At 44.9% G+C, this 18544-nt stretch carries 17 protein-coding genes and 2 pseudogenes; 11 read left to right on the top strand and 8 right to left on the bottom strand.

Going from position 1 to position 18544, the window contains the following annotated elements:
* Positions 1 to 159: 159 nt before the first annotated feature.
* On the bottom strand, positions 160 to 1443 hold the full coding sequence (locus QUA00_RS15715; RefSeq protein WP_333410181.1) for a glutamate-5-semialdehyde dehydrogenase: 1284 nt from the start codon (positions 1441 to 1443) through the stop codon (positions 160 to 162).
* A gap of 313 nt (positions 1444 to 1756) precedes the next feature.
* Between QUA00_RS15715 and QUA00_RS15710 the strand changes: the two genes are divergently transcribed.
* Positions 1757 to 2248, top strand: a complete 492-nt coding sequence (locus QUA00_RS15710) for a hypothetical protein (protein WP_333410180.1) — start codon at positions 1757 to 1759, stop codon at positions 2246 to 2248.
* Positions 2249 to 2412: 164 nt separating this feature from the next.
* Here the strand turns inward: QUA00_RS15710 and QUA00_RS15705 are convergent, their stop codons facing one another.
* The 3 genes and pseudogenes from QUA00_RS15705 to QUA00_RS15695 form a co-directional block, all read right to left on the bottom strand.
* Positions 2413 to 2922, bottom strand: coding sequence for an acyltransferase (locus QUA00_RS15705; protein WP_333311114.1), 510 nt, complete (start codon positions 2920 to 2922; stop codon positions 2413 to 2415).
* 173 nt (positions 2923 to 3095) lie between these two features.
* Positions 3096 to 3278, bottom strand: a pseudogene (locus tag QUA00_RS15700) (succinate dehydrogenase/fumarate reductase iron-sulfur subunit); the annotation flags it as partial.
* Positions 3279 to 3286: 8 nt separating this feature from the next.
* A pseudogene (locus QUA00_RS15695) lies at positions 3287 to 3538 on the bottom strand (glutamate-5-semialdehyde dehydrogenase); the annotation flags it as partial.
* Positions 3539 to 3757: 219 nt separating this feature from the next.
* Between QUA00_RS15695 and QUA00_RS15690 the strand changes: the two are divergent.
* From QUA00_RS15690 to QUA00_RS15650, 9 genes are all read left to right on the top strand, one after another.
* Positions 3758 to 5482, top strand: a complete 1725-nt coding sequence (locus tag QUA00_RS15690) for a zinc metalloprotease HtpX (protein ID WP_333410179.1) — start codon at positions 3758 to 3760, stop codon at positions 5480 to 5482.
* 394 nt (positions 5483 to 5876) lie between these two features.
* Entirely contained in the window at positions 5877 to 6857 is a 981-nt protein-coding gene (locus QUA00_RS15685) for an SMP-30/gluconolactonase/LRE family protein (RefSeq protein ID WP_333410178.1), read from the top strand.
* Positions 6858 to 7016: 159 nt separating this feature from the next.
* Entirely contained in the window at positions 7017 to 8756 is a 1740-nt protein-coding gene (locus QUA00_RS15680; RefSeq protein WP_333410177.1) for a hypothetical protein, read from the top strand.
* Positions 8757 to 8770: 14 nt separating this feature from the next.
* Positions 8771 to 8914: a hypothetical protein gene (locus tag QUA00_RS15675; protein WP_333410176.1), complete on the top strand. Its 144-nt coding sequence runs from the start codon at positions 8771 to 8773 to the stop codon at positions 8912 to 8914.
* A complete protein-coding gene (locus QUA00_RS15670) occupies positions 8911 to 9507 on the top strand; it encodes a Uma2 family endonuclease (protein ID WP_333410175.1) in 597 nt (198 codons plus the stop codon). The genes QUA00_RS15675 and QUA00_RS15670 overlap by 4 nt, the downstream gene beginning before the upstream one ends.
* Positions 9508 to 9959: 452 nt before the next feature.
* Positions 9960 to 11420 carry a DUF1565 domain-containing protein gene (locus QUA00_RS15665; protein WP_333410174.1) on the top strand — a complete coding sequence of 487 codons (1461 nt, stop codon included), beginning with the start codon at positions 9960 to 9962 and terminating at the stop codon, positions 11418 to 11420.
* Positions 11421 to 11757: 337 nt separating this feature from the next.
* Positions 11758 to 12093 carry a photosystem II reaction center protein Psb28 gene (gene psb28, locus QUA00_RS15660; protein WP_333143690.1) on the top strand — a complete coding sequence of 112 codons (336 nt, stop codon included), beginning with the start codon at positions 11758 to 11760 and terminating at the stop codon, positions 12091 to 12093.
* A gap of 297 nt (positions 12094 to 12390) precedes the next feature.
* The gene (locus tag QUA00_RS15655) at positions 12391 to 12897 is read left to right on the top strand and encodes a MogA/MoaB family molybdenum cofactor biosynthesis protein (protein ID WP_333107700.1); all 507 of its coding nucleotides are present in this window, start codon (positions 12391 to 12393) and stop codon (positions 12895 to 12897) included.
* Between the two features lie 348 nt (positions 12898 to 13245).
* Positions 13246 to 14178: a methylated-DNA--[protein]-cysteine S-methyltransferase gene (locus QUA00_RS15650; protein WP_333143691.1), complete on the top strand. Its 933-nt coding sequence runs from the start codon at positions 13246 to 13248 to the stop codon at positions 14176 to 14178.
* 54 nt (positions 14179 to 14232) lie between these two features.
* Here QUA00_RS15650 and QUA00_RS15645 read toward each other — a convergent pair whose 3' ends face one another.
* Entirely contained in the window at positions 14233 to 14559 is a 327-nt protein-coding gene (locus QUA00_RS15645; protein WP_333143692.1) for a hypothetical protein, read from the bottom strand.
* Positions 14543 to 14767 carry a DUF433 domain-containing protein gene (locus QUA00_RS15640; RefSeq protein WP_333041786.1) on the bottom strand — a complete coding sequence of 75 codons (225 nt, stop codon included), beginning with the start codon at positions 14765 to 14767 and terminating at the stop codon, positions 14543 to 14545. The genes QUA00_RS15645 and QUA00_RS15640 overlap by 17 nt, the downstream gene beginning before the upstream one ends.
* Before the next feature lie 600 nt (positions 14768 to 15367).
* Here QUA00_RS15640 and QUA00_RS15635 point away from each other — a divergent pair.
* Positions 15368 to 16720 carry a cytochrome P450 gene (locus QUA00_RS15635; RefSeq protein ID WP_333410173.1) on the top strand — a complete coding sequence of 451 codons (1353 nt, stop codon included), beginning with the start codon at positions 15368 to 15370 and terminating at the stop codon, positions 16718 to 16720.
* A gap of 169 nt (positions 16721 to 16889) precedes the next feature.
* On the opposite strand, the gene QUA00_RS15630 is transcribed toward QUA00_RS15635, so the two are convergent.
* Complete coding sequence (locus QUA00_RS15630; protein ID WP_333307179.1) at positions 16890 to 17213, bottom strand: hypothetical protein; 324 nt, start codon at positions 17211 to 17213, stop codon at positions 16890 to 16892.
* A gap of 303 nt (positions 17214 to 17516) precedes the next feature.
* The gene (locus tag QUA00_RS15625; RefSeq protein ID WP_333307177.1) at positions 17517 to 18452 is read right to left on the bottom strand and encodes a class I SAM-dependent methyltransferase; all 936 of its coding nucleotides are present in this window, start codon (positions 18450 to 18452) and stop codon (positions 17517 to 17519) included.
* Positions 18453 to 18544 lie beyond the last annotated feature (92 nt).

Here is an 18544-nt window from a genome sequence, read left to right as displayed (position 1 = left end):
CAAATCTACATTTTTGGCATTCGATCGAACATCAGGTTAATCTGGATTATCTGCTGTGTGGGGCGGGTTTATATAAATTGTTCGTGAACATCAAATATTGTTGGTAAAACCCGCCCCTACAGGCTTTTTTATTGTCGGGTTTGATCGGCTATGGAGGATTTACAAATCTCGATGTGTAAATTCCTTAGCATCTTTCCCTACATAACTCGCGGCAACATGACCATCTCCAACAACTCGATACTTATAGGTAATCAAGCCCTCTAAACCAACAGGCCCGCGAGGCGGCATTTGCTGCGTGCTAATCCCCACTTCTGCACCGAAACCGTAGCGGAAACCGTCGGCAAATCGAGTCGAACAATTGTGATAAACTCCGGCCGCATCGACTCCATTTAAAAATGTTTCGGCTGCTTCGCTGTCTTCGGTAACAATGACATCTGTATGTCTGGAACCATATGTATTGATATGGTTAATTGCCTCTTCCACAGAATCTACTATTTTGATTGACAAAATTAAATCGCTGTATTCTGTAGACCAATCCGCTTCATTTGCTTCGGCAATATTTTCGAGGATGGCGCGAGTTTTTTCGTCTCCCCGCAATTCGACTTTTTTATGCTGCAAAGCTGCGGCGACAGCGGGCAGGAATTTGGGGGCGATCGCACTATGAACTAACAAAGTTTCAATGGCATTGCAGGCGGCTGGATACTGAGTTTTTGCATCGACCGAAATCTCTACTGCTTTCTGAATATCCGCCGCTTTGTCTGCGTACAAATGACAAATGCCGTCGGCGTGTCCCAACACGGGAATTCTGGTATTTTCCTGCACGAACCGCACGAAGGAATTAGAACCTCTGGGAATAATCAAATCTACATATTCATCCATTTTCAGCAGTTCGATTGTTTCTTCCCGCGTGGTTAGCAACTGCACGACTTCTGGATTAACCGCTGTTTCTGCTAATGCTTGATGGATCACTTTGGTCAAGATTTCGCAGGAACCAACAGCTTCTTTGCCGCCTTTAAGAATGACGCCATTTCCCGATTTGATTGCCAAGGATACTATCTGAATTAAAGCTTCTGGGCGCGCTTCAAAAATAATGCCTAAAACGCCCAAAGGACAGGTGACGCGCTTCAGAATTAATCCTGTATCCAATTCACGGTGAATTTGCACGACACCGATCGGCTCAGGGAGTTTCGCAACGTCGCGCACGCCTGCGATCGCACTTTTCAACTTGCTGTCATCCAACTTTAGGCGATCGTACAGCGGTTTCGCAATTCCATCCGCGCTTGCCGCCTTGCAGTCAGCCGAATTCGCTGCCAAAATATCCGGCGCAGCAGCTTCTAAAGCTTTCGCAATAGCCTCAATAGCTTGATTTTTGGCATCTGCGGACAAAACTGCCAATTTTCTAGCAGATACGCGGGTTTTTTGGGCAATTTCAATAATAGACATGGCAGTAAATTTTAAATAGTTTGGGGTTTTGGGTTTTGAGTTTTGAATTGAATCCCCAGAAATAAATTTCTGGGCGGTTTTCAGTTTTAACAATTCTCAAGGAAATTCTATATTTTTGTTGAGTCCCCTTACAGTAATCGGCATTAACAGGTTAAAACAGTGAAGTATAGATAAAATCCCACGAGCATTTCCATTTGTCAATAACCTTTGGAGATTATTATGTCATCTCATGCCCCTTTACGCAAGGCAGGGCGATCGCCCAAAGCCGGCGTTAAACTGATACAGAGATGCGGGTTATACCTTCGGTTCTGATTTGAAATTGCCAGACACAACGGGAATGATTTATCTGCGCTATGCTTCTGGTTTTGGATCAATTGGTAATTTTCTGTTTGGCATGAAACGGGTTAAAAGTTTGATGGGAATGGATGTTAGCGCTTTGGGTTGGTTCCGCCGGGGTGTTGCACCTTGGATGGATTTGATTCAGCTTGAAAGTGATAGCGGTACGACGGTTAATAGTTATCACCGCTTCTGGTCTTTTGTGATGGGTATAGGTGCGATCGCGATCGGGAGCATCTCACCTTTGCAGCCCTCCGCTAGAAATTGGAGTTTTGAGGCAGGAGGCAGGAGGCAGGAGGCAGAAGGAAAGAGGAAGAAGGAAGGAGCCAGAAGAAGGAAGGAGCCAGAAGAAGGAAGGAGCCAGAAGAAGTATTTTTACAAATATGAGATGCTCCCTCGCGATCGGTATTGCACTTCTCTTCGTGTCATTTCCTGCTTAAGATTTGATTTAGTTCTTTTAAAATGGTAAAATTGTCTTTTTTTAGATACCCGACTTTTTGAAGAAGTCGGGTATCTGGATATTGTGTTGTTTTCGGTGGGTTTACTTAAGATTTAAAAACCCGGTTTCCGAGAGTCAGAGTTCCTTCAGGACTGATTCTCACTCAACACTTTAATTCCCAATACAACTGGTTATTAACCGACCGTTTGATCGGTATTGGAAGGGGGGGTAATTTTTTTGATAACTCTAGCAGGTATTCCAGCGACAATAGTATAAGGCGGTACATCCTTATTAACAAGAGAACAAGCAGCTACCACTGAATGTTCTCCAATTATACAAGGGCCAATAACAGTAACATTACTAGCCAGCCAAGCTCCCTCCTTAATGATTACGTCTTTTCCAACACCTGGAACCGTTATCTGTCTTTCACGTCCGAATTTATTATAATCATGTGTTCCTGTTAACACTACAACATGAAATCCAAAAAATACATATTCTCCTATTTGGATAGTGCCAGAAATTGTGTTAAAAGTAGCATTGTTTACCACAGCGGTTTTAGCAATTTGCAAGCGTTCTTCATTTCCGTAAAGTAAGTATTTATAGAGAAAGTCTGTCTCCATGTATCTTGTGATAGCAAAATTTACTATACTTGCAAAGAATATATCGTAAATCTTAGTGACAATAACTTTAATGTTTTTTTTCATCACTGTCGAAACTCCTTTTTTGCTATTAAATAAGGTTTAGAATTTCCCACAATTGCCAATCTTATGTTGATGATACACAGATGGTATTTGACCAAGACGTGCCGTGGATTTGAGATTTGGGATGCAAGGATTAGGATTTGTGAAATCTAAAATCGTAATTCTTTATTGATTCAGACTTTCCGATGGCGAATCGATCGACTGGCGTGGTCATCTTTGCGCCCGATAATCTCTTGTTTAATCTTACCTCTTTGATCCATCGGCGCAACTTCCATCGGACAAACCCAGTTGCAGTAGTAACAACGGGTACATCCCCAAACGCCTTCCGTGCCTGGGTTGTATTTTTTCAGCCGATTTTGTGGATCGCAACGTCGCGCACGCCTGCGATCGCACTTTTCAACTTGCTCTCATCCAACTTTAGGCGATCGTACAGCGGTTTCGCAATTCCATCCGCGCTTGCCGCCTTGCAGTCAGCCGAATTCGCTGCCAAAATATCCGGCGCAGCAGCTTCTAAAGCTTTCGCAATAGCCTCAATAGCTTGATTTTTGGCATCTGCGGACAAAACTGCCAATTTTCTAGCAGATACGCGCGTTTTTTGGGCAATTTCAATAATAGACATGGCAGTAAATTTTAAATAGTTTTGGGTTTGGGGTTTTGAGTTTTGAATTGAATCCCCAGAAATAAATTTCGGGGCGGTTTTCAGTTTTAACAATTCTCAAGGAAATTCTATATTTTTGTTGAGACCCCTTACAGTAATCGGCATTAACAGGTTAAAACAGTGAAGTATAGATAAAATCCCACGAGCATTTCCATTTGTCAATAACCTTTGGAGATTATTATGTCATCTCATGCCCCTTTACGCAAGGCAGGGCGATCGCGCAAAGCCGGCGTTAAACTGATACAGAAAACTGGCGGAAATCTTGTTTTAGCTTCCGGCGTCACCATTACCATGCTATTTGGTATGGTGTTAGCGCTATCTTTAGCCTCTGTTTTGATTCTCAACAGCCCCGATCCAGTCGCCGGATTGGCGATCGCACTTCCCATAACTCTAATTTTCAACATCGCTGCTTTTTTCCTATCGCCTTACTTGATGGACTTAACCCAAAATTGGCTATACCATACTCGCTGGGTTTCCCTAGCAGAAATTGAAAGCCTAAGTCCCGAAACAGCTAAAGTTATTCAGAAGGTTTGCAAGCAGAAAAAACTCTCTTATCCGCGTTTAGGAATTATCGACGACCAAAACCCTACTGCTTTTACTTACGGTTCATTTCCCAACAGCGCTCGCTTAGTCGTCAGTCAAGGTCTTTTCACCTATTTAGACGACGAGGAAATTGCCACTGTTTACGCCCATGAACTCGGTCACATCGTCCACTGGGACTTTGCAGTAATGACCTTAGCTTCGACTTTGGTGCAGATTACTTATTTAATTTACACTACAGCTCAAAGGATGGGTCGAAGTGGTGGCAGCAAAGCTAAAGATGCGGCAGGTACGGTAGCTGCTGTTGCTTATTTGTTTTACATCGCTGGCACTTATTTATTGCTGTATTTGTCGCGGACGCGAGAATATTTTGCCGACCATTTTGCTGCCGAAACTACTGGCAACCCCAATGCTTTGTCTCGCGCTTTGGTAAAAATTGCTTACGGTATTTTGGAAGAAGGACAAGGAGCAACAGAACCCAGCAGCTTATTAGAAGGAACTCGCGCTTTAGGCATTTACGATGCCAAAGCTGCCACATCTACTGGGACTGCTTACCGGATTTCTTCGGAACCAGAAAAGATTGGGCGAGTGTTTTTGTGGGATATGTTTAATCCGTGGGGTTGGTGGATGGAGTTGAACTCGACTCACCCGCTGACTGGTAAACGAGTTCGCGCTTTGAGCACTTATGCCGAACAATTAGGCTTGGATATTGAGTTTGATATGGGCCGAATTGTCGGCGAAGGCAACGATTTGAGCAAGCGGAAATTGTACGGCAATTTTGTGTTCGATGTACTGCTGTACAGTGCAGAAACTCTGGGGTTAGCGGTGGGTTTTGCGATCGGCATTGCGCTGTATGCTGTAAACCCGATGATGATGATTTCTTGTCCTTTAATCGGTTTGGGCGTGGGAATTTTGCTCAAGACTTTGGTGATGTTCCCCAATTACGAACAAGCAGAACACTTAGATGTTTTAACCTTAATGTCTGACCCTTATGCAAGTCCTTTGCGGGGTCAACCGGCGCAACTGCAAGGCGAATTAATTGGTCGCGGCGATGCGGGTTATGCGTTTGGTTCTGATTTGAAATTGCAAGACAGAACGGGAATGATTTATCTGCGCTATGCTTCTCGTTTTGGCCCAATTGGTAATTTTCTGTTTGGCATGAAACGGGTTAAAAGTTTGATTGGGATGGATGTTAGGACTTTGGGTTGGTTCCGCCGGGGTGTTGCACCTTGGATGGATTTGATTCAGCTTGAAAGCGATAGCGGTACGACGGTTAAGAGTTATCACCGCTTCTGGTCTTTTGTCATGGGTATCGGTGCGATCGCGATCGGTATTGCATTTCTCTTCGTGTCATTTCCAGCTTAACAGTTGACAGGTGAAACGTTTTAAGTTAAATAAAATTAAGCTCGAAAATTCGAGCTTAATTTTTGGGTTATATCATGTCCGATGATTGACCATAATATCCCAGCAGGGCGGGTTTTTGAGATGGTCAATTATTGGCATATATTGGCAGGTTTACCCGCCCCTAGCTGATTTAGGTTAATCGACCGGACATTATATTACATACGGTATTATCTAATGTCATACCGCTCTAACTTATCTTTTTTTCTTATCAAAATAGTGAGTTAACTAACCGCTTTCGACGTGTTACTGAAGCTGCGCGATAGCGCTCTTGTCGTACAAAAAGAAAAAAGGAAGAAGTAAAGAAGGAGATAGGTAATCTTATGGTATGAAGGAAGTAATTCAGTTATGAGCAAACATGACAGTCAAAATTGCTACAATTAGTTTGTTGTTGATAGTATTAAGTTTAGCTGTCAGCAGCCCCAACAAAAAACTTAGGGGTAACTTAACAAAGTTGACGGCCCAGACGGAAAACAGGGAGAAAAAAAACGCCGTGCAAGATATTCTTGATGACAGTGCGAAATTAGAAAAAGTAGCTAGCGATTTCCAATTTATAGAAGGCCCGATTTGGCATCCAGACGGCTTTTTGCTGTTCAGCGATATTCCCGCCAATATTATCTATAAATTTGGCTCAAATCAGCAAGTTGAGGTATTTCGCCGCCCCTCGGGAAAAGCCAACGGGAATACTTTAGACAAAGAAAACCGCTTACTTACTGCCGAACACGAAAATCGCCGCGTATCCCGCACTGAAAAGGACGGCAAAGTTATCACATTGGCGGATAGATACGAGGGCAAGCGGCTCAACAGTCCGAACGATTTGGTGGTTAAATCCGACGGCAGCATTTATTTTACAGATCCGTCCTACGGTGTTAGTAAAGACCAGGAAGAATTGGGTTTTTACGGTGTTTACAGGCTGACACCCGACGGAAAATTAACTCTGCTGGTTAAGGATTTGGTGCTGCCGAACGGCATCGCTTTTTCACCAGACGAGCAAAAACTTTATGTCAACAATTCGGAATCGGGATACATTGCCGTTTTCGATGTAAAACCAGACGGAACTGTTACAAATGAGCAGCTTTTTGCGGAGTTAAAAGATGCTAGTCAAGGCGGAGTTCCGGACGGTTTAAAAGTTGATGTAGAGGGGAATGTTTACAGCACCGGGCCGGGGGGAGTGTGGATTTTTTCGCCGGATGGCAAGCTTTTGGGGAAGATTTCTGTGCCTGAGACGGCGACTAATTTAGCCTGGGGAGAAAGCGATCGCAAAACGCTTTATATTACCGGAAGTACAAGTCTGTATCGGATTCGCCTTAAAATTGCGGGTGTGCGGGCTGGAAAATAATCTAAAATAGGGCAAAGTTGAAAATAAAGCGGTTTGTCGTGAGGACTTTATTCCTTACGGCAAACACTTTTTATTAGGGGTAATTGACCTGGCATAATATAATCCTACTTGTCAAAATCAGTCATTCCCAATTCTAACATCTAAAATCTAAAATCTCAAATGGTATTAATAGCTCGGTTGCACAAATTTCTGACTGCTACAGTCGATCGCACATCGCGATCGCACACAAGATTTTGCTTGACTCTGAGCTTGACATTTGCCACAGTTTATGCTATTTTAGGACTCAAGCAAGCCTTCAGCGGGCAGTATATCGTGCAAGATGATGCCAGACAGCACGTTTTCTGGATGATGCGGTTTGTCGATCGTGAATTATTCCCCAACGATTTCATTGCTAATTACTTTCAATCAGTCGCCCCCGCAGGATACAGCACGCTCTACAAATTAGCCGCAACAATTGGCATTCACCCGCTATTATTTCACAAAATATTGCCACTATTTCTCGGCTTAATCTCCACTTATTACTGTTTTGGCCTTTGCCTAGAAATGCTGCCAGTGCCGATGACTGGATTTATTGCATCTTTGCTGTTAAATCAGCATATGTGGATGACCGATGATTTGGCTTCCACAACGCCAAGAGCTTTTATCTATCCGATATTTCTGGCTTTTTTATATTATTTATCGCGCAGTTCCTTGCTGCCTTGTTTAGGGGCGATCGCGCTTATCGGACTATTCTATCCTCCTTACGCCTTGGTTGCTGCTGGAATTTTAGTTTTGCGCCTGCTATGCTGGGAAAAGGGCAGTTTGCGCTTGTCGGGCGATCGAACAAATTACCTATTTTGCAGTACAGGTTTAGGACTAATCTTTTTAGTAATGCTGCCCTATGCCTTAGATAACTCGGAATTTGGCCCAACTTATACCGCAGCAGAAGCGAAGCAAATGGGCGAATTTGCACCAGACGGCAGAAATGCTTTTTTTCGTCCCAACCCCAAAGATTATTGGTTGACAGGGCGGGGCAGCGGGATGTTTCCCAAGTCGCTGTTTACACCTGTAACTCACTGTGTCGGATTGTTATTTCCGCTACTGCTGTTTTTGCGATCGGCTGTTCCCTTAGCAAATCAGATTCAACGCCAAATTTGGCTTTTGCTTCAGCTATTTTTAGCATCCTCGGCGATGTTTCTTGCGGCTCACGCTACCATTTTTAAGCTGTATCAACCGGGTCGTTATACGGCATACAGTTTGCGATTTATTATTGTTTTTATAAGTGCGATTTCCCTAACTTTAATTATCGATGGAGTCGGTCATTTGGCATTAAAAAGCGCAACAACATTTGATGTAAAAAAAATCGTTGCACTAATTACGACAGCCACAATCGCTATCGCCGTTGTTCTTTATCCCTGCTTGGTCGAAAATTTTCCCACAGTCGGGTATGTAGAAGGTAAAATGCCGGGTTTGTACAAATTTTTTGAGCAACAACCTAAAGATATCTTGATTGCTTCAATCGCGGCAGAGACTGATAATTTGCCAACCTTTAGTCAGCGTTCTGTTCTGGTGGCAAAGGAATATGCAGTGCCGTATCAGAAAGGCTACTACAGCAAATATCGGCAGCGAGTTAACGATTTAATTCGCGCTCAATACACTCCCGATCGAGCTGTATTGCAAAATTTTATTAATCAATATGGAGTTGATTTTTGGATGCTCGATCGCAATGCTTTGACTCTTGATTATGTAGAGGACTACGGCTGGATCGATGACTTTGATTCTACACCGCAGGCGATGCTTTCTCTCAAACAAGGGAAAATTCCCGCTTTAGCTTCAGCAATGACAAGCTGTGCTGTTTTTCAGAATGAAATTGTAGTGGTTTTGGATGCGTCTTGTATTGTGAAATTGACTGGGAATTAAGGCGAGACAGAGCTTTGGAATATGCGTTACCAGGAAGAGCCTGGGAACTAGAAAGAACTGTTCGGATTCTGAAGCTACAATTGCTGTATGGAGATTCTTTAGGAGCGATCGCCCAATGCGTTATAATGCCGATAGGAGATAATGGTGCGGGTCAATGACACAAGTTCTCGATCGCGAAATTCTCGATGGGCGAGTGGTGCTCAACGGCACTTGGGAGCAATTCAAGTTAATCCAGAAGGTTTCGGAAGATTCCCCTGGCATAAAGTTGTCTTTTTTTGCAGGGGCGATAGAGATTCTGATGCCGGGATTCCAACACGAAAAATTTTCGGAAATCATTGGTTACTTAGTGACCACTTTTCTGCTGCAACAAGGTATTAAGTTTTACCCTTCTGGTTCAATGACGCAGGAGAAGACGGGAGAAGCTTCTACTCAAGCAGACAAATCGTTCTGTTTGGGAGAACCTAAGTTGATTCCCGATTTGTCGATCGAGGTAGTTTATACTAGCGGTGGACTGAGCAAGTTGCCAAAATATCGAGCTTTGGGCGTGCCTGAAATCTGGTTTTGGGAAGATGGCACGCTGCGACTGTATCATCTCCGGGAAGATGGCTACGAGCAAGTAATTCAGAGTCAACTGTCAGGATTGGAAACGCTGGATATCGATTTGCTAAGACGCTGCATTTTAATGGGTGAAACTGATTTGGCTGAAGCGGTTAAGGTTTTTGGCAAGGGAATCTCGCTCGATCGTACATGATATCATGTCCGATCGATTGACCATAATATCCCAGCCGGGGCGGGTTTTTGAGATTGTTAATTATTGGCAGATATTGTTGGTGAACCCGCCCCTACCTGATTTTGGGCGAAGCGAAGCGGAGGGAATCTACCGGACATAATATGACAGCAAAACGTTCGATTTTCCGGTGGAGGCGATCGAAATTTTAGTGGTTTTGGCAACATCTGGAAAAAATAGTATCCCTATATCCGGGACTTCTTAAATAAGTCTGGTTCTGCTGTTGCTGGGAACGAAAAATACAGTCTTTTGTAGGGCGAATCCCCTTGCGGTTGCCACTCCTGATGGGTGATGTTGCGGATATCGTGCAATTAAATAATCTCCGCAATCAAATGTGAATATAGACTCGGGGTCAAGTTCACAGACAATGAAAATTGCACAAAAGCTCGATCGCCAATTATCTCTTCAACAAAAACATGACAACACTTTACGTCAACCCGCAAACAGGCAGTGATTCCGCAGCCGGCACCCAATCGGCTCCATTCAAAACTATAGCGCGGGCGATCGCCCGCGCTGCATCGGGAACTACGATTCAGTTATCACCGGGAACTTACAGCGCTGCTAGTGGCGAAAAATTCCCCTTGGAAATTCCATCGGGAGTAAAAGTTATTGGCAATGAAACTAACAAAGGTAGAGGCACTCTAATTCAAGGAAGTGGCAAATTTGTCAGTCCCACCGCAGCAGGCCAAAATATCACGATACTACTAGCAACTAATTCCCAATTGCGCGGAGTAACTGTCACTAATCTTGATAGTCGCGGCACGGGAGTCTGGATTGAGTCAACTTCTCCGACTGTGGCTAACGGCACTTTCACGCTTTGCAAGGGCGAAGGCGTGTTTGCCACGGGCACTGCTAATCCTGCGATTCTCGACAACATATTTGTGGAAAACTCAGCCGCTGGCGTAATTATGGCGGGAACTGCTAAGGGAGTAATACGGCGCAATATTTTTCAAAAGACGGGTTTCGGCATCTCTCTGCAAGCTCAGTCGGCTCCTTTGATTGCTGATAACCAAATTTTGGAAAATCGCTCCGGTATAGTTTTAGCAGGGGAATCTAAGCCGATTTTACGCAAAAATCGCATCGAAAAAAATACGGAAGACGGTTTGACTGCGGTGGGGAAGTCGCTGCCAGATATTGGTACTGCTCAAGATTTGGGCGGCAATATTTTTCAGAATAACGGTGAATTAGACTTGCAAAACGCGACTGGGGTTAAGATTTCTGCGGTGGGAAATCAGCTCAATTCTTCGCGGATGAAAGGTTTATTTGATTTGGGCAATGTGACGGCAACTCCGACTCCTGGCGGGCTACAGTTCAGCGACACCAACACGCATTGGGCTAAGGATTTTATCGATCGCTTGGCAAAGATGAATATTGTTAGCGGGTTTCCCAACGGCACTTTTCAACCTTACGAGATTGTAACTAGAGCTCAGTATGCGGCTATGTTGGCGAAGGCGTTTGAATTGGTGCCGCGCCGTGAGGCGACGGTTTTTAAGGATGTGGCGGCGGATTTTTGGGCCAAGGGAGCGATCGACCAAGCTAATCGAGCTGGCTTTTTGGCTGGATATCCAGACAGCACGTTTCGCCCGGAGCAGAATTTGACTAGAGTTCAGGCGATCGTATCTTTGGTAAACGGCTTGCAGTTGGGCGGCGGCAACCCCAATTCTTTGAGCGTTTATGTCGATCGAGCTCAGATTCCCAGTTTTGCCACCGACGAGATAGCAACCGCCACAGAGCGCAAACTCGTGGTCAACTATCCCGCGCGCGAAAAGCTTTCCCCCGCCCACGACATCACCCGCGGCGAGATATCCGCCCTCATCTACCAAACTCTGGTAGCCACAAAGCGGGCCGAGCCAATTAACTCTCCTTACATCGTCTAAGGGAATTGGGAGAGAAGGGAGAGGATAACTTGGGGTACAAAGAACTCACATCTTGCACCATTCTCGCTCAACAGGCTTTCCGGCCTGTTCCACAAAGAGTAGATTTTCTTGTGGGGTGGGCATCCTGCCCGCCCTGAAAGGATTATTGAGAATGGTGCAATATCTCAGAAGAACCAACCCATCTCCCCTCTCCCTTGTCTCCGATTTCCCACTCTCACCCACTCTCGCCAACTCTCGCCCGCTTCCACTCTCCCAAGTCTTGATTTGCGAGTACCCGAATCGTTTTATGATTAAACATTAAGAAATTAAGCAATCCTTAAGGTTCCACTGTCAGATTATGGCTAAAATTCAATTCTCTCGGGGTATAGACGAAGATGCTGTACCCGAAGTGCGCCTAACCCGTTCTAAAACGGGAGCTCAAGGCACTGCCACGTTTATCTTTGAAAATCCCAAAGCTCTCAGCAGCACCAGTACCGAAGACATTACTGGAATGTACATGATCGACGACGAAGGCGAACTCCTCACTCGCGAGGTTAAGGCTAAGTTCATCAACGGTCAGCCTGCTGGTTTGGAAGCTCTTTATCTAATGAGAAGTCCCGAAGAATGGGATCGATTTATGCGTTTCATGGAACGCTACTCGGAATCAAACGGCTTAGGATTTAGCAAGGCATAATTGATGGGGAATAGGGCATGGGGCATGGGGCATGGGGCATGGGATATGGGGCATTGGTTAAGCTGTCGCGCATTTAAATTGTATATTCAGGGCGGGCGGGACGCCCAACCCACAAGACTTTAATTTTTTTGGACATACAATTTAAATGCCGCCACAGCTTATTGGTTATTAGTTATTTGATAATGAATAACTAATAACCAATAAATCGCAACTAACTAATGACTTCTTCCCTCTTCCCTTTTCCTGATTTCCTCTTCCTTCTTGCTTCTTCCTTTTTCCTTCAATATCTGTTATAATATGACGCAAATTCCTCACCCCGACTTATCTAAAATAACCGTAAATTGCGCTATCATTACTGTTAGCGACACGCGCTCTGCTGAAACAGACACTAGCGGCTTGTTAACTAAGAAGCTGCTAAAAGATGCGGGTCACTCTGTGGTAGCTTACACTGTTGTTAAAGATGATGCGGCCAAAATTGTATTGCAAATGCAGGCGTTTTCCCAGCGTGAAGATGTGGATGCAATCATTTTTAACGGCGGCACGGGCATCGCTCCCCGAGATACGACTTACGATGTGATGGAGAGTTTGCTAGACAGGATTTTACCGGGATTTGGGGAGATATTTCGGTTTTTGAGCTATCAAGAAATTGGTTCGAGGGCGATCGCCTCTCGGGCAGTGGCAGGCGTGTATAAAGGCAAGTTAGTCTTTTCTCTTCCTGGATCTAGCAATGGCGTGAAACTAGCTGTGGAAAAGCTAATTTTACCCGAATTAGTTCACTTGGTGACGCAGTTGCGCGGAGGGTGATATCAATTCCGGTAACACCGGAATGATGGGGAGTGGGGAGTGATCCGTGGGGGAATGTGGAATTATTGACCTTGACTCGATCATTCCCACCCAACCGGAAACGATAGGAGGTCGCTTTCTTCAATCTCTTCAATCTAAAATCTAAAATCTAAAATCGCAAGCCCCCGGGTTTAGCAATGAGGTCGCTTTCTTCAATCTCTTCAATCTCTTCAATCTAAAATCTAAAATCTAAAATCTAAAATCGGCTGACTGGCTGCATTCACCGCAAGAAACGGGTGGCTTTGAGCCTACTCTATCGCTAAAGTGAGGAAACATCAAAATTCCCTTGACTTAGACTAGATGATTTCGATGCAGAATGCGAGTGTCTATGCTAGCGAAGATTATCACCGGATTGCTCGGGCGATCGCCTTTATGCGACAACACCACCTAAACCAGCCCAATCTGGCAACTGTGGCCCAGCACATAGGACTTAGTGAATATCATTTTCAGCGACTATTTACTCAATGGGCCGGCATTAGCCCCAAGCGGTTTTTGCAATATCTGACAGTTGAATATGCCAAGTCAAAAATCACTCAGACTAAAAGCCTTCTCGACCTAACATTGGACGTGAGACTATCGAGTCCCGGACGATTACACGATTTATTTGTGAACTTAGAAGCAATGTCACCAGGGGAGTTCAAAGCAGGCGGAGCAGGTTTACAAATTCGCTATGGCATTCATGATACCCCTTTTGGCACATCTCTAATCGCGACAACTGCCCGTGGTATTTGTAATCTTTATTTCTTGGATACAACAAACGAAAAAAACGCCGCACAAAGACTGCAATTGACCTGGAAAAATGCTGAAATCATTCGTGATGAGCAAGCCACTCAATCATTGCGTGACCTGATTTTCAATTCAGAAACTCTCAGCGAGCAAAAAGCACTAACGCTCTTGGTAAAAGGCACTAACTTTCAGATTCAAGTTTGGCGAGCACTTTTGAAATTGCCATTTGGTGCGATCGCGACCTATCAAACTATAGCTCAAATGGTAGCACGCCCAACTGCTGCTAGAGCTGTAGGAAATGCGATCGGTAACAATCCTATCGGCTATCTAATTCCATGTCACCGAGTCATTCGAGAATCTGGAGAAATCGGTGGCTATGGCTGGGGAGTAGAGCGTAAAACAGTCATGTTAGGTTGGGAAGCTAGCCGTACAATCTGCGAACCCACCCTCGCAGGAATAGAGCGATCTAACGGTGTTAATTACCCGCCGCAGACTACCTCCGTTCCCAACACATAACCTCTGTGCGGTGGGGTGCATGGGCGTTGTTTTGCTGCGTCGCCTAGAGAACTTTTAATAACCTCCGACTTCAATCACTTCCCCCGGAGTAATGGTATTCAACACGTTACGAGCATCTGGTATCAGAGGAAGTAAATCAGGAAGCCTGTTGCTCGATGCTACAAGAACAACGACTGCAACTCCAGCTTGCTGCAAGTTTTGCTGATAGCGCAAATTTTGATCTGTGGTGAGCAGAATCGTGAAGCCTTCTTGACTCATAAGCAGCAGCAATTCACCGTTCTTCTTTCCTGACCATCCCATTTCAACAACTGTGCGTATCTCGTAATCAGCAAGTTCACGTTTTAAAGGTCGTGGGGCACATTCATCAAGCAGGATTCGCATAGGCTGTCAGCATTTCCTTTGCTAATTCAAGAGCTGCAATTGTCTGTTCTCGACTGACACTAGGGAAATGGTCGAGAAATACCTCTAATGAATCACCAGCCTTAAGATAATCAAGTAGGGTTCTCATTGGTACACGAGTCCCAACAAAAACAGGGGTTCCCCCCAGAATATCGGGGTCGCTATGAACAACACGGGATGTTAATGTCATAACAAATTTAGCCAACTGGCTACCAGCTTTTACAACAATTGTATCCCAAAGTCAATCGATTTTAGATTTTAGATTTTAGATTTTAGATTTTAGATTAAAGAATTGAAGCATTGACTTGCGCGAGATAAATACGTTCGGCAAGTTTCATCGGATACAGGTTTTTTATTTCACCGGTCCTGAGTCTGCTTTCGGAATGAATCCGGGGGCTTGTATCCTGGATGCTTTCGGTCATTTGATTTTCGTGAGCAGAAAGCCAAACACACGATCGCTAGCATCCATTTTATCTAAAACTACAACTTTTAGCAGTTTAGGCTGGGAAGCTAGCCATACAATCTGCGATCGATCTCGATAGCATTACTATTTTTGCTACTTGCCTTCGCAATCGATCGCAGATAAATTTCAGGCTGCAAGGTCGATCGATAATACACTAGAAATATTGCTGTATCGCCAGTTTTTCAATGACCAAGAATTTCAAAGGTGGTACCCGCCACGTGATTTATCCGTGGAATCAATCCAAAATCTAAAATCTAAAATCCTCACGCCCCCGAATTTATCTCGCGCAAGTCAATCCAAAATCTAAAATCTAAAATCTAAAATCGAATGACGCTGCCTACCGGATCTCGTTCTCCTGCTTTGTTCCAAACGCTTTCGCTGGTAGCTGACCCGATCGCATTTTTCGATCGCTACTCGGCCAAATACGGCGATACATTTACCGCCCGCGTGTTGGGGCCCGCTTCCCCCCCCGTGGTGTTTCTGGGCAGTCCAGAAGCGATTCAGGCGGTGTTTACGACCTTAGCCGATGCCTTTGAGTTTGGCAAAGTGACCAACGTATTTCGCCCCCTGGTCGGAAATGAATCCATAATAATGAATGAAGGGTCGCGACATCTGCGACAGCGACAGCTATTAATGCCCGCGCTGCATCGGGAACAGTTGCACAGTCAAGGGCATTTGATTGTTGATTTGACGCAAAAGCACACGATCGACTGGAAAGCCCCAGATGCGATCGCAGTCCGCGAAGAAATGTTAGAAATTTCGCTGGAAGTAATCTTGCAAGTCGTGTTTGGATTAGTGCCGGGAGAGCGCTACGAACGCCTGAAACAATTGCTCAGCAAGCTTTTAGAGGCGATCACCTCTGAGCTGTACTCCCTACAATTTTTCTTTGAACCGTTGCAACAAAATTTGGGGCCTTGGAGTCCGTGGGGGCAGTTTTTGCAGCAGATGGCGGAGATTGACTCGCTGATTTATGCGGAAATTGCCGAGAGGCGATCGCATTCTCTCGATTCGTCTCGCACGGATATTCTGTCGGTGTTGATGATGGCCCGCGACGACACCGGCGAATCCCTCGGCGATCGAGAATTACGCGATCAGTTGATGACGCTGTTGTTATTGGGACATGAAACGACTGGATCGGCCTTGACTTGGGCGTTTTACTGGCTGCATCAGTTTCCCGAATGCCTTGCTAGGTTGCGGAAGGAATTGGATGAATTGGGCGAGAATCCCGATCCGATCGCGCTTTCGCAGTCGCCCTACTTAACAGCAGTCTGCAAGGAAGCGCTGCGGGTTTATCCAATTGCCTTAATTTCGCAGCCGCGCAAGGTGAAACGGACGATCGAACTCGAAGGCTATACATATCAACCGGGAACGATTTTAATCCCCTGTGTCTATTTGGCCCACCGTCGCCCTGAAACCTACGAAAATCCCGCCGGGTTCAATCCCGATCGCTTTTTAGATCGCAAGTTTTCCGCCTCTGAATTTTTACCGTTTGGAGGCGGGAGTCGAAGCTGCATCGGGATGGCGTTATCCATGTTTGAAATGAAGCTCGTTTTAGCAACGGTGGTGTCTTCGCGTGAGTTTGTATCGAATCTCGATCGGCCAATTCGTCCGGCGCGCCGGGGAATCACCTTTGTTCCGCCCGATCGGTTTCGATTAACGGTTGTGGGCGATCGGCGTTAGATGAGAGTGAAACACCCTGTCATATCATTTCCGGTTACACTCATACATGATGTTGACGGTTGACAGTGAACAGTCAACAGTGAACAGTCAACAGTGAACAGTCAACAGTGAACAGTGAACTGGAATTTACTATTCCGATGCTAACGGATTTGATATCAAGCAAGATATGTTATTCGATGAAAATCCCAGCAACTTTGTCTCCATTCATAGTCATGTGTGCCACAAATTCATCTCCACCATCTTCAAAACTCAGCTTCCACAAATAAATCGGACAATTACCTTGTTTTATCTCACCAAAATAATTAAATGAGTATCCCTTTTGCAGGCGTGAAGCGAGCTGCTCGCTAACATCGTCAAACATTTGTTGTGTAATGCTCGCTTTGTAGCCTGCATCACCGACTGTAGTAAAAAGCTCGTAATTCTTCGATGCAGTGGCATCCAAGATAACCTGCAAACAATCGATGACGTTTTGAGAGGGGGCTGTCGGGTTCATGAAGATGTCCTTCTTTTAGGGTTCTATCAAAATGTCTAACAAATGGCGCTGTGAATAGCTTCTACGGCTGTCTAATATCAAATCCGGTAGCATCGGAATTATTTATCAGTAGGGGGCGCGATCGCAGAAATTTTTAAATCCACAGATTAGACTATTTACACTCACGCACCGCCCCAAGGATTGAATAATATCGATGCAACTTTACTATTTATAGCAGTTTTCAATCGAATTAAATAAATACAGCTTTAGACACGGCAGTGCCGTGTCCTACCCGATATCTGTACTTCACTCTACTGAAAACCGCTATATTGCCTTAGCAACAATAGTCCGGTGTCGGACTGTATTGCAAGTGATTGTCGGCTGTGCAAAACCGGAATCTACCAAAGCTTGCTCAATATCCAACCCAAAATACTGATCCAAATAAGGCTCCGTACTCTTGAGCAAAGTCAAAATATAAGGAGGCATTTTGGCATAAACTTCCGACTGAGGATTCATATCCATAATTGTCAAATGTCCGCCAACACGCAGCAAACGCCTCGCTTCCCGGAATATTTCTTTAGTAGCTTTCTGCGGCAATTCGTGACAAACTAAACAAATAGAAACTAAATCAAAAGCCGCCGCAGGCAAACCAGTAGATTCAGCAGCAGCGTGAACCCAAGTCGGAGATTTTTGATTTAAAGATTGGGATTCTCGCTGTTGAGAACGGTATTTAGCAACGGCTAAGAAATAAGGCGACAACTCTACCCCAGTCATCTTCGCTTCCGGGTAAACCTCCCCAAGAGCAAACGTACTCAATCCCACACTGCATCCCAAATCCACAATATCTTGCGGTGAAGAAACAATCTGCGATTTGATGACTTCGTGATAGCTGGCGCGGAGTTTAGCATCGCCTTCTGCACCCGCTTCCGGCCAAATTGTGGCGTGAACTGTACGGGCTGCAACTTCAACTTCTGTAGCAGCTTCCCAACTCATATTACCTTTTTCATAAGCGTGGAATGAAGTTAGATAATATTTCGGGTAAACAAGATCGGGATTTTGGACGCTGAGCAATTCTGCATCCCAATTCCGGGACAAAAGTGCTTGCGATTCTTGTCGCCAATGCACTCCGATTTTTTCTCCTCTTTTTATCATCATTTCCCGCGCTTGGTGCTTGGCTAGATTAGCCAAAGGCTTGATGGAGAGTACGCCATTTACTAAACGCGAGGCTAATCCCGGAGTTTTTTTAACTGCAACCGTCATGTTTTATGTTTTTCTATTTGGCGCCAATTATTGTAACACAGTGCGAGGATTTTGAGTTGTCAATATAATGAAACTTAACTTTGTGCGGGCGA

The sequence above is a fragment of the Microcoleus sp. T2B6 genome (genome assembly GCF_036700475.1).
Classification (GTDB): Bacteria; Cyanobacteriota; Cyanobacteriia; order Cyanobacteriales; family Microcoleaceae; genus Microcoleus.
The sequence above is the reverse complement of the archived record's forward strand: the minus strand, read 5'-3'. Positions and strand labels throughout refer to the sequence as shown.

Coding starts and splice junctions, on each gene's coding strand:
- QUA00_RS15715 (WP_333410181.1), bottom strand. CDS start 1,443: ATGTCTATTATTGAAATTGCCCAAAAAACCCGCGTATCTGCTAGAAAA.
- QUA00_RS15705 (WP_333311114.1), bottom strand. CDS start 2,922: ATGAAAAAAAACATTAAAGTTATTGTCACTAAGATTTACGATATATTC.
- QUA00_RS15690 (WP_333410179.1), top strand. CDS start 3,758: ATGTCATCTCATGCCCCTTTACGCAAGGCAGGGCGATCGCGCAAAGCC.
- QUA00_RS15685 (WP_333410178.1), top strand. CDS start 5,877: ATGACAGTCAAAATTGCTACAATTAGTTTGTTGTTGATAGTATTAAGT.
- QUA00_RS15680 (WP_333410177.1), top strand. CDS start 7,017: ATGGTATTAATAGCTCGGTTGCACAAATTTCTGACTGCTACAGTCGAT.
- QUA00_RS15670 (WP_333410175.1), top strand. CDS start 8,911: ATGACACAAGTTCTCGATCGCGAAATTCTCGATGGGCGAGTGGTGCTC.
- QUA00_RS15665 (WP_333410174.1), top strand. CDS start 9,960: ATGACAACACTTTACGTCAACCCGCAAACAGGCAGTGATTCCGCAGCC.
- psb28 (WP_333143690.1), top strand. CDS start 11,758: ATGGCTAAAATTCAATTCTCTCGGGGTATAGACGAAGATGCTGTACCC.
- QUA00_RS15655 (WP_333107700.1), top strand. CDS start 12,391: ATGACGCAAATTCCTCACCCCGACTTATCTAAAATAACCGTAAATTGC.
- QUA00_RS15650 (WP_333143691.1), top strand. CDS start 13,246: ATGCAGAATGCGAGTGTCTATGCTAGCGAAGATTATCACCGGATTGCT.
- QUA00_RS15645 (WP_333143692.1), bottom strand. CDS start 14,559: ATGCGAATCCTGCTTGATGAATGTGCCCCACGACCTTTAAAACGTGAA.
- QUA00_RS15640 (WP_333041786.1), bottom strand. CDS start 14,767: ATGACATTAACATCCCGTGTTGTTCATAGCGACCCCGATATTCTGGGG.
- QUA00_RS15635 (WP_333410173.1), top strand. CDS start 15,368: ATGACGCTGCCTACCGGATCTCGTTCTCCTGCTTTGTTCCAAACGCTT.
- QUA00_RS15630 (WP_333307179.1), bottom strand. CDS start 17,213: ATGAACCCGACAGCCCCCTCTCAAAACGTCATCGATTGTTTGCAGGTT.
- QUA00_RS15625 (WP_333307177.1), bottom strand. CDS start 18,452: ATGACGGTTGCAGTTAAAAAAACTCCGGGATTAGCCTCGCGTTTAGTA.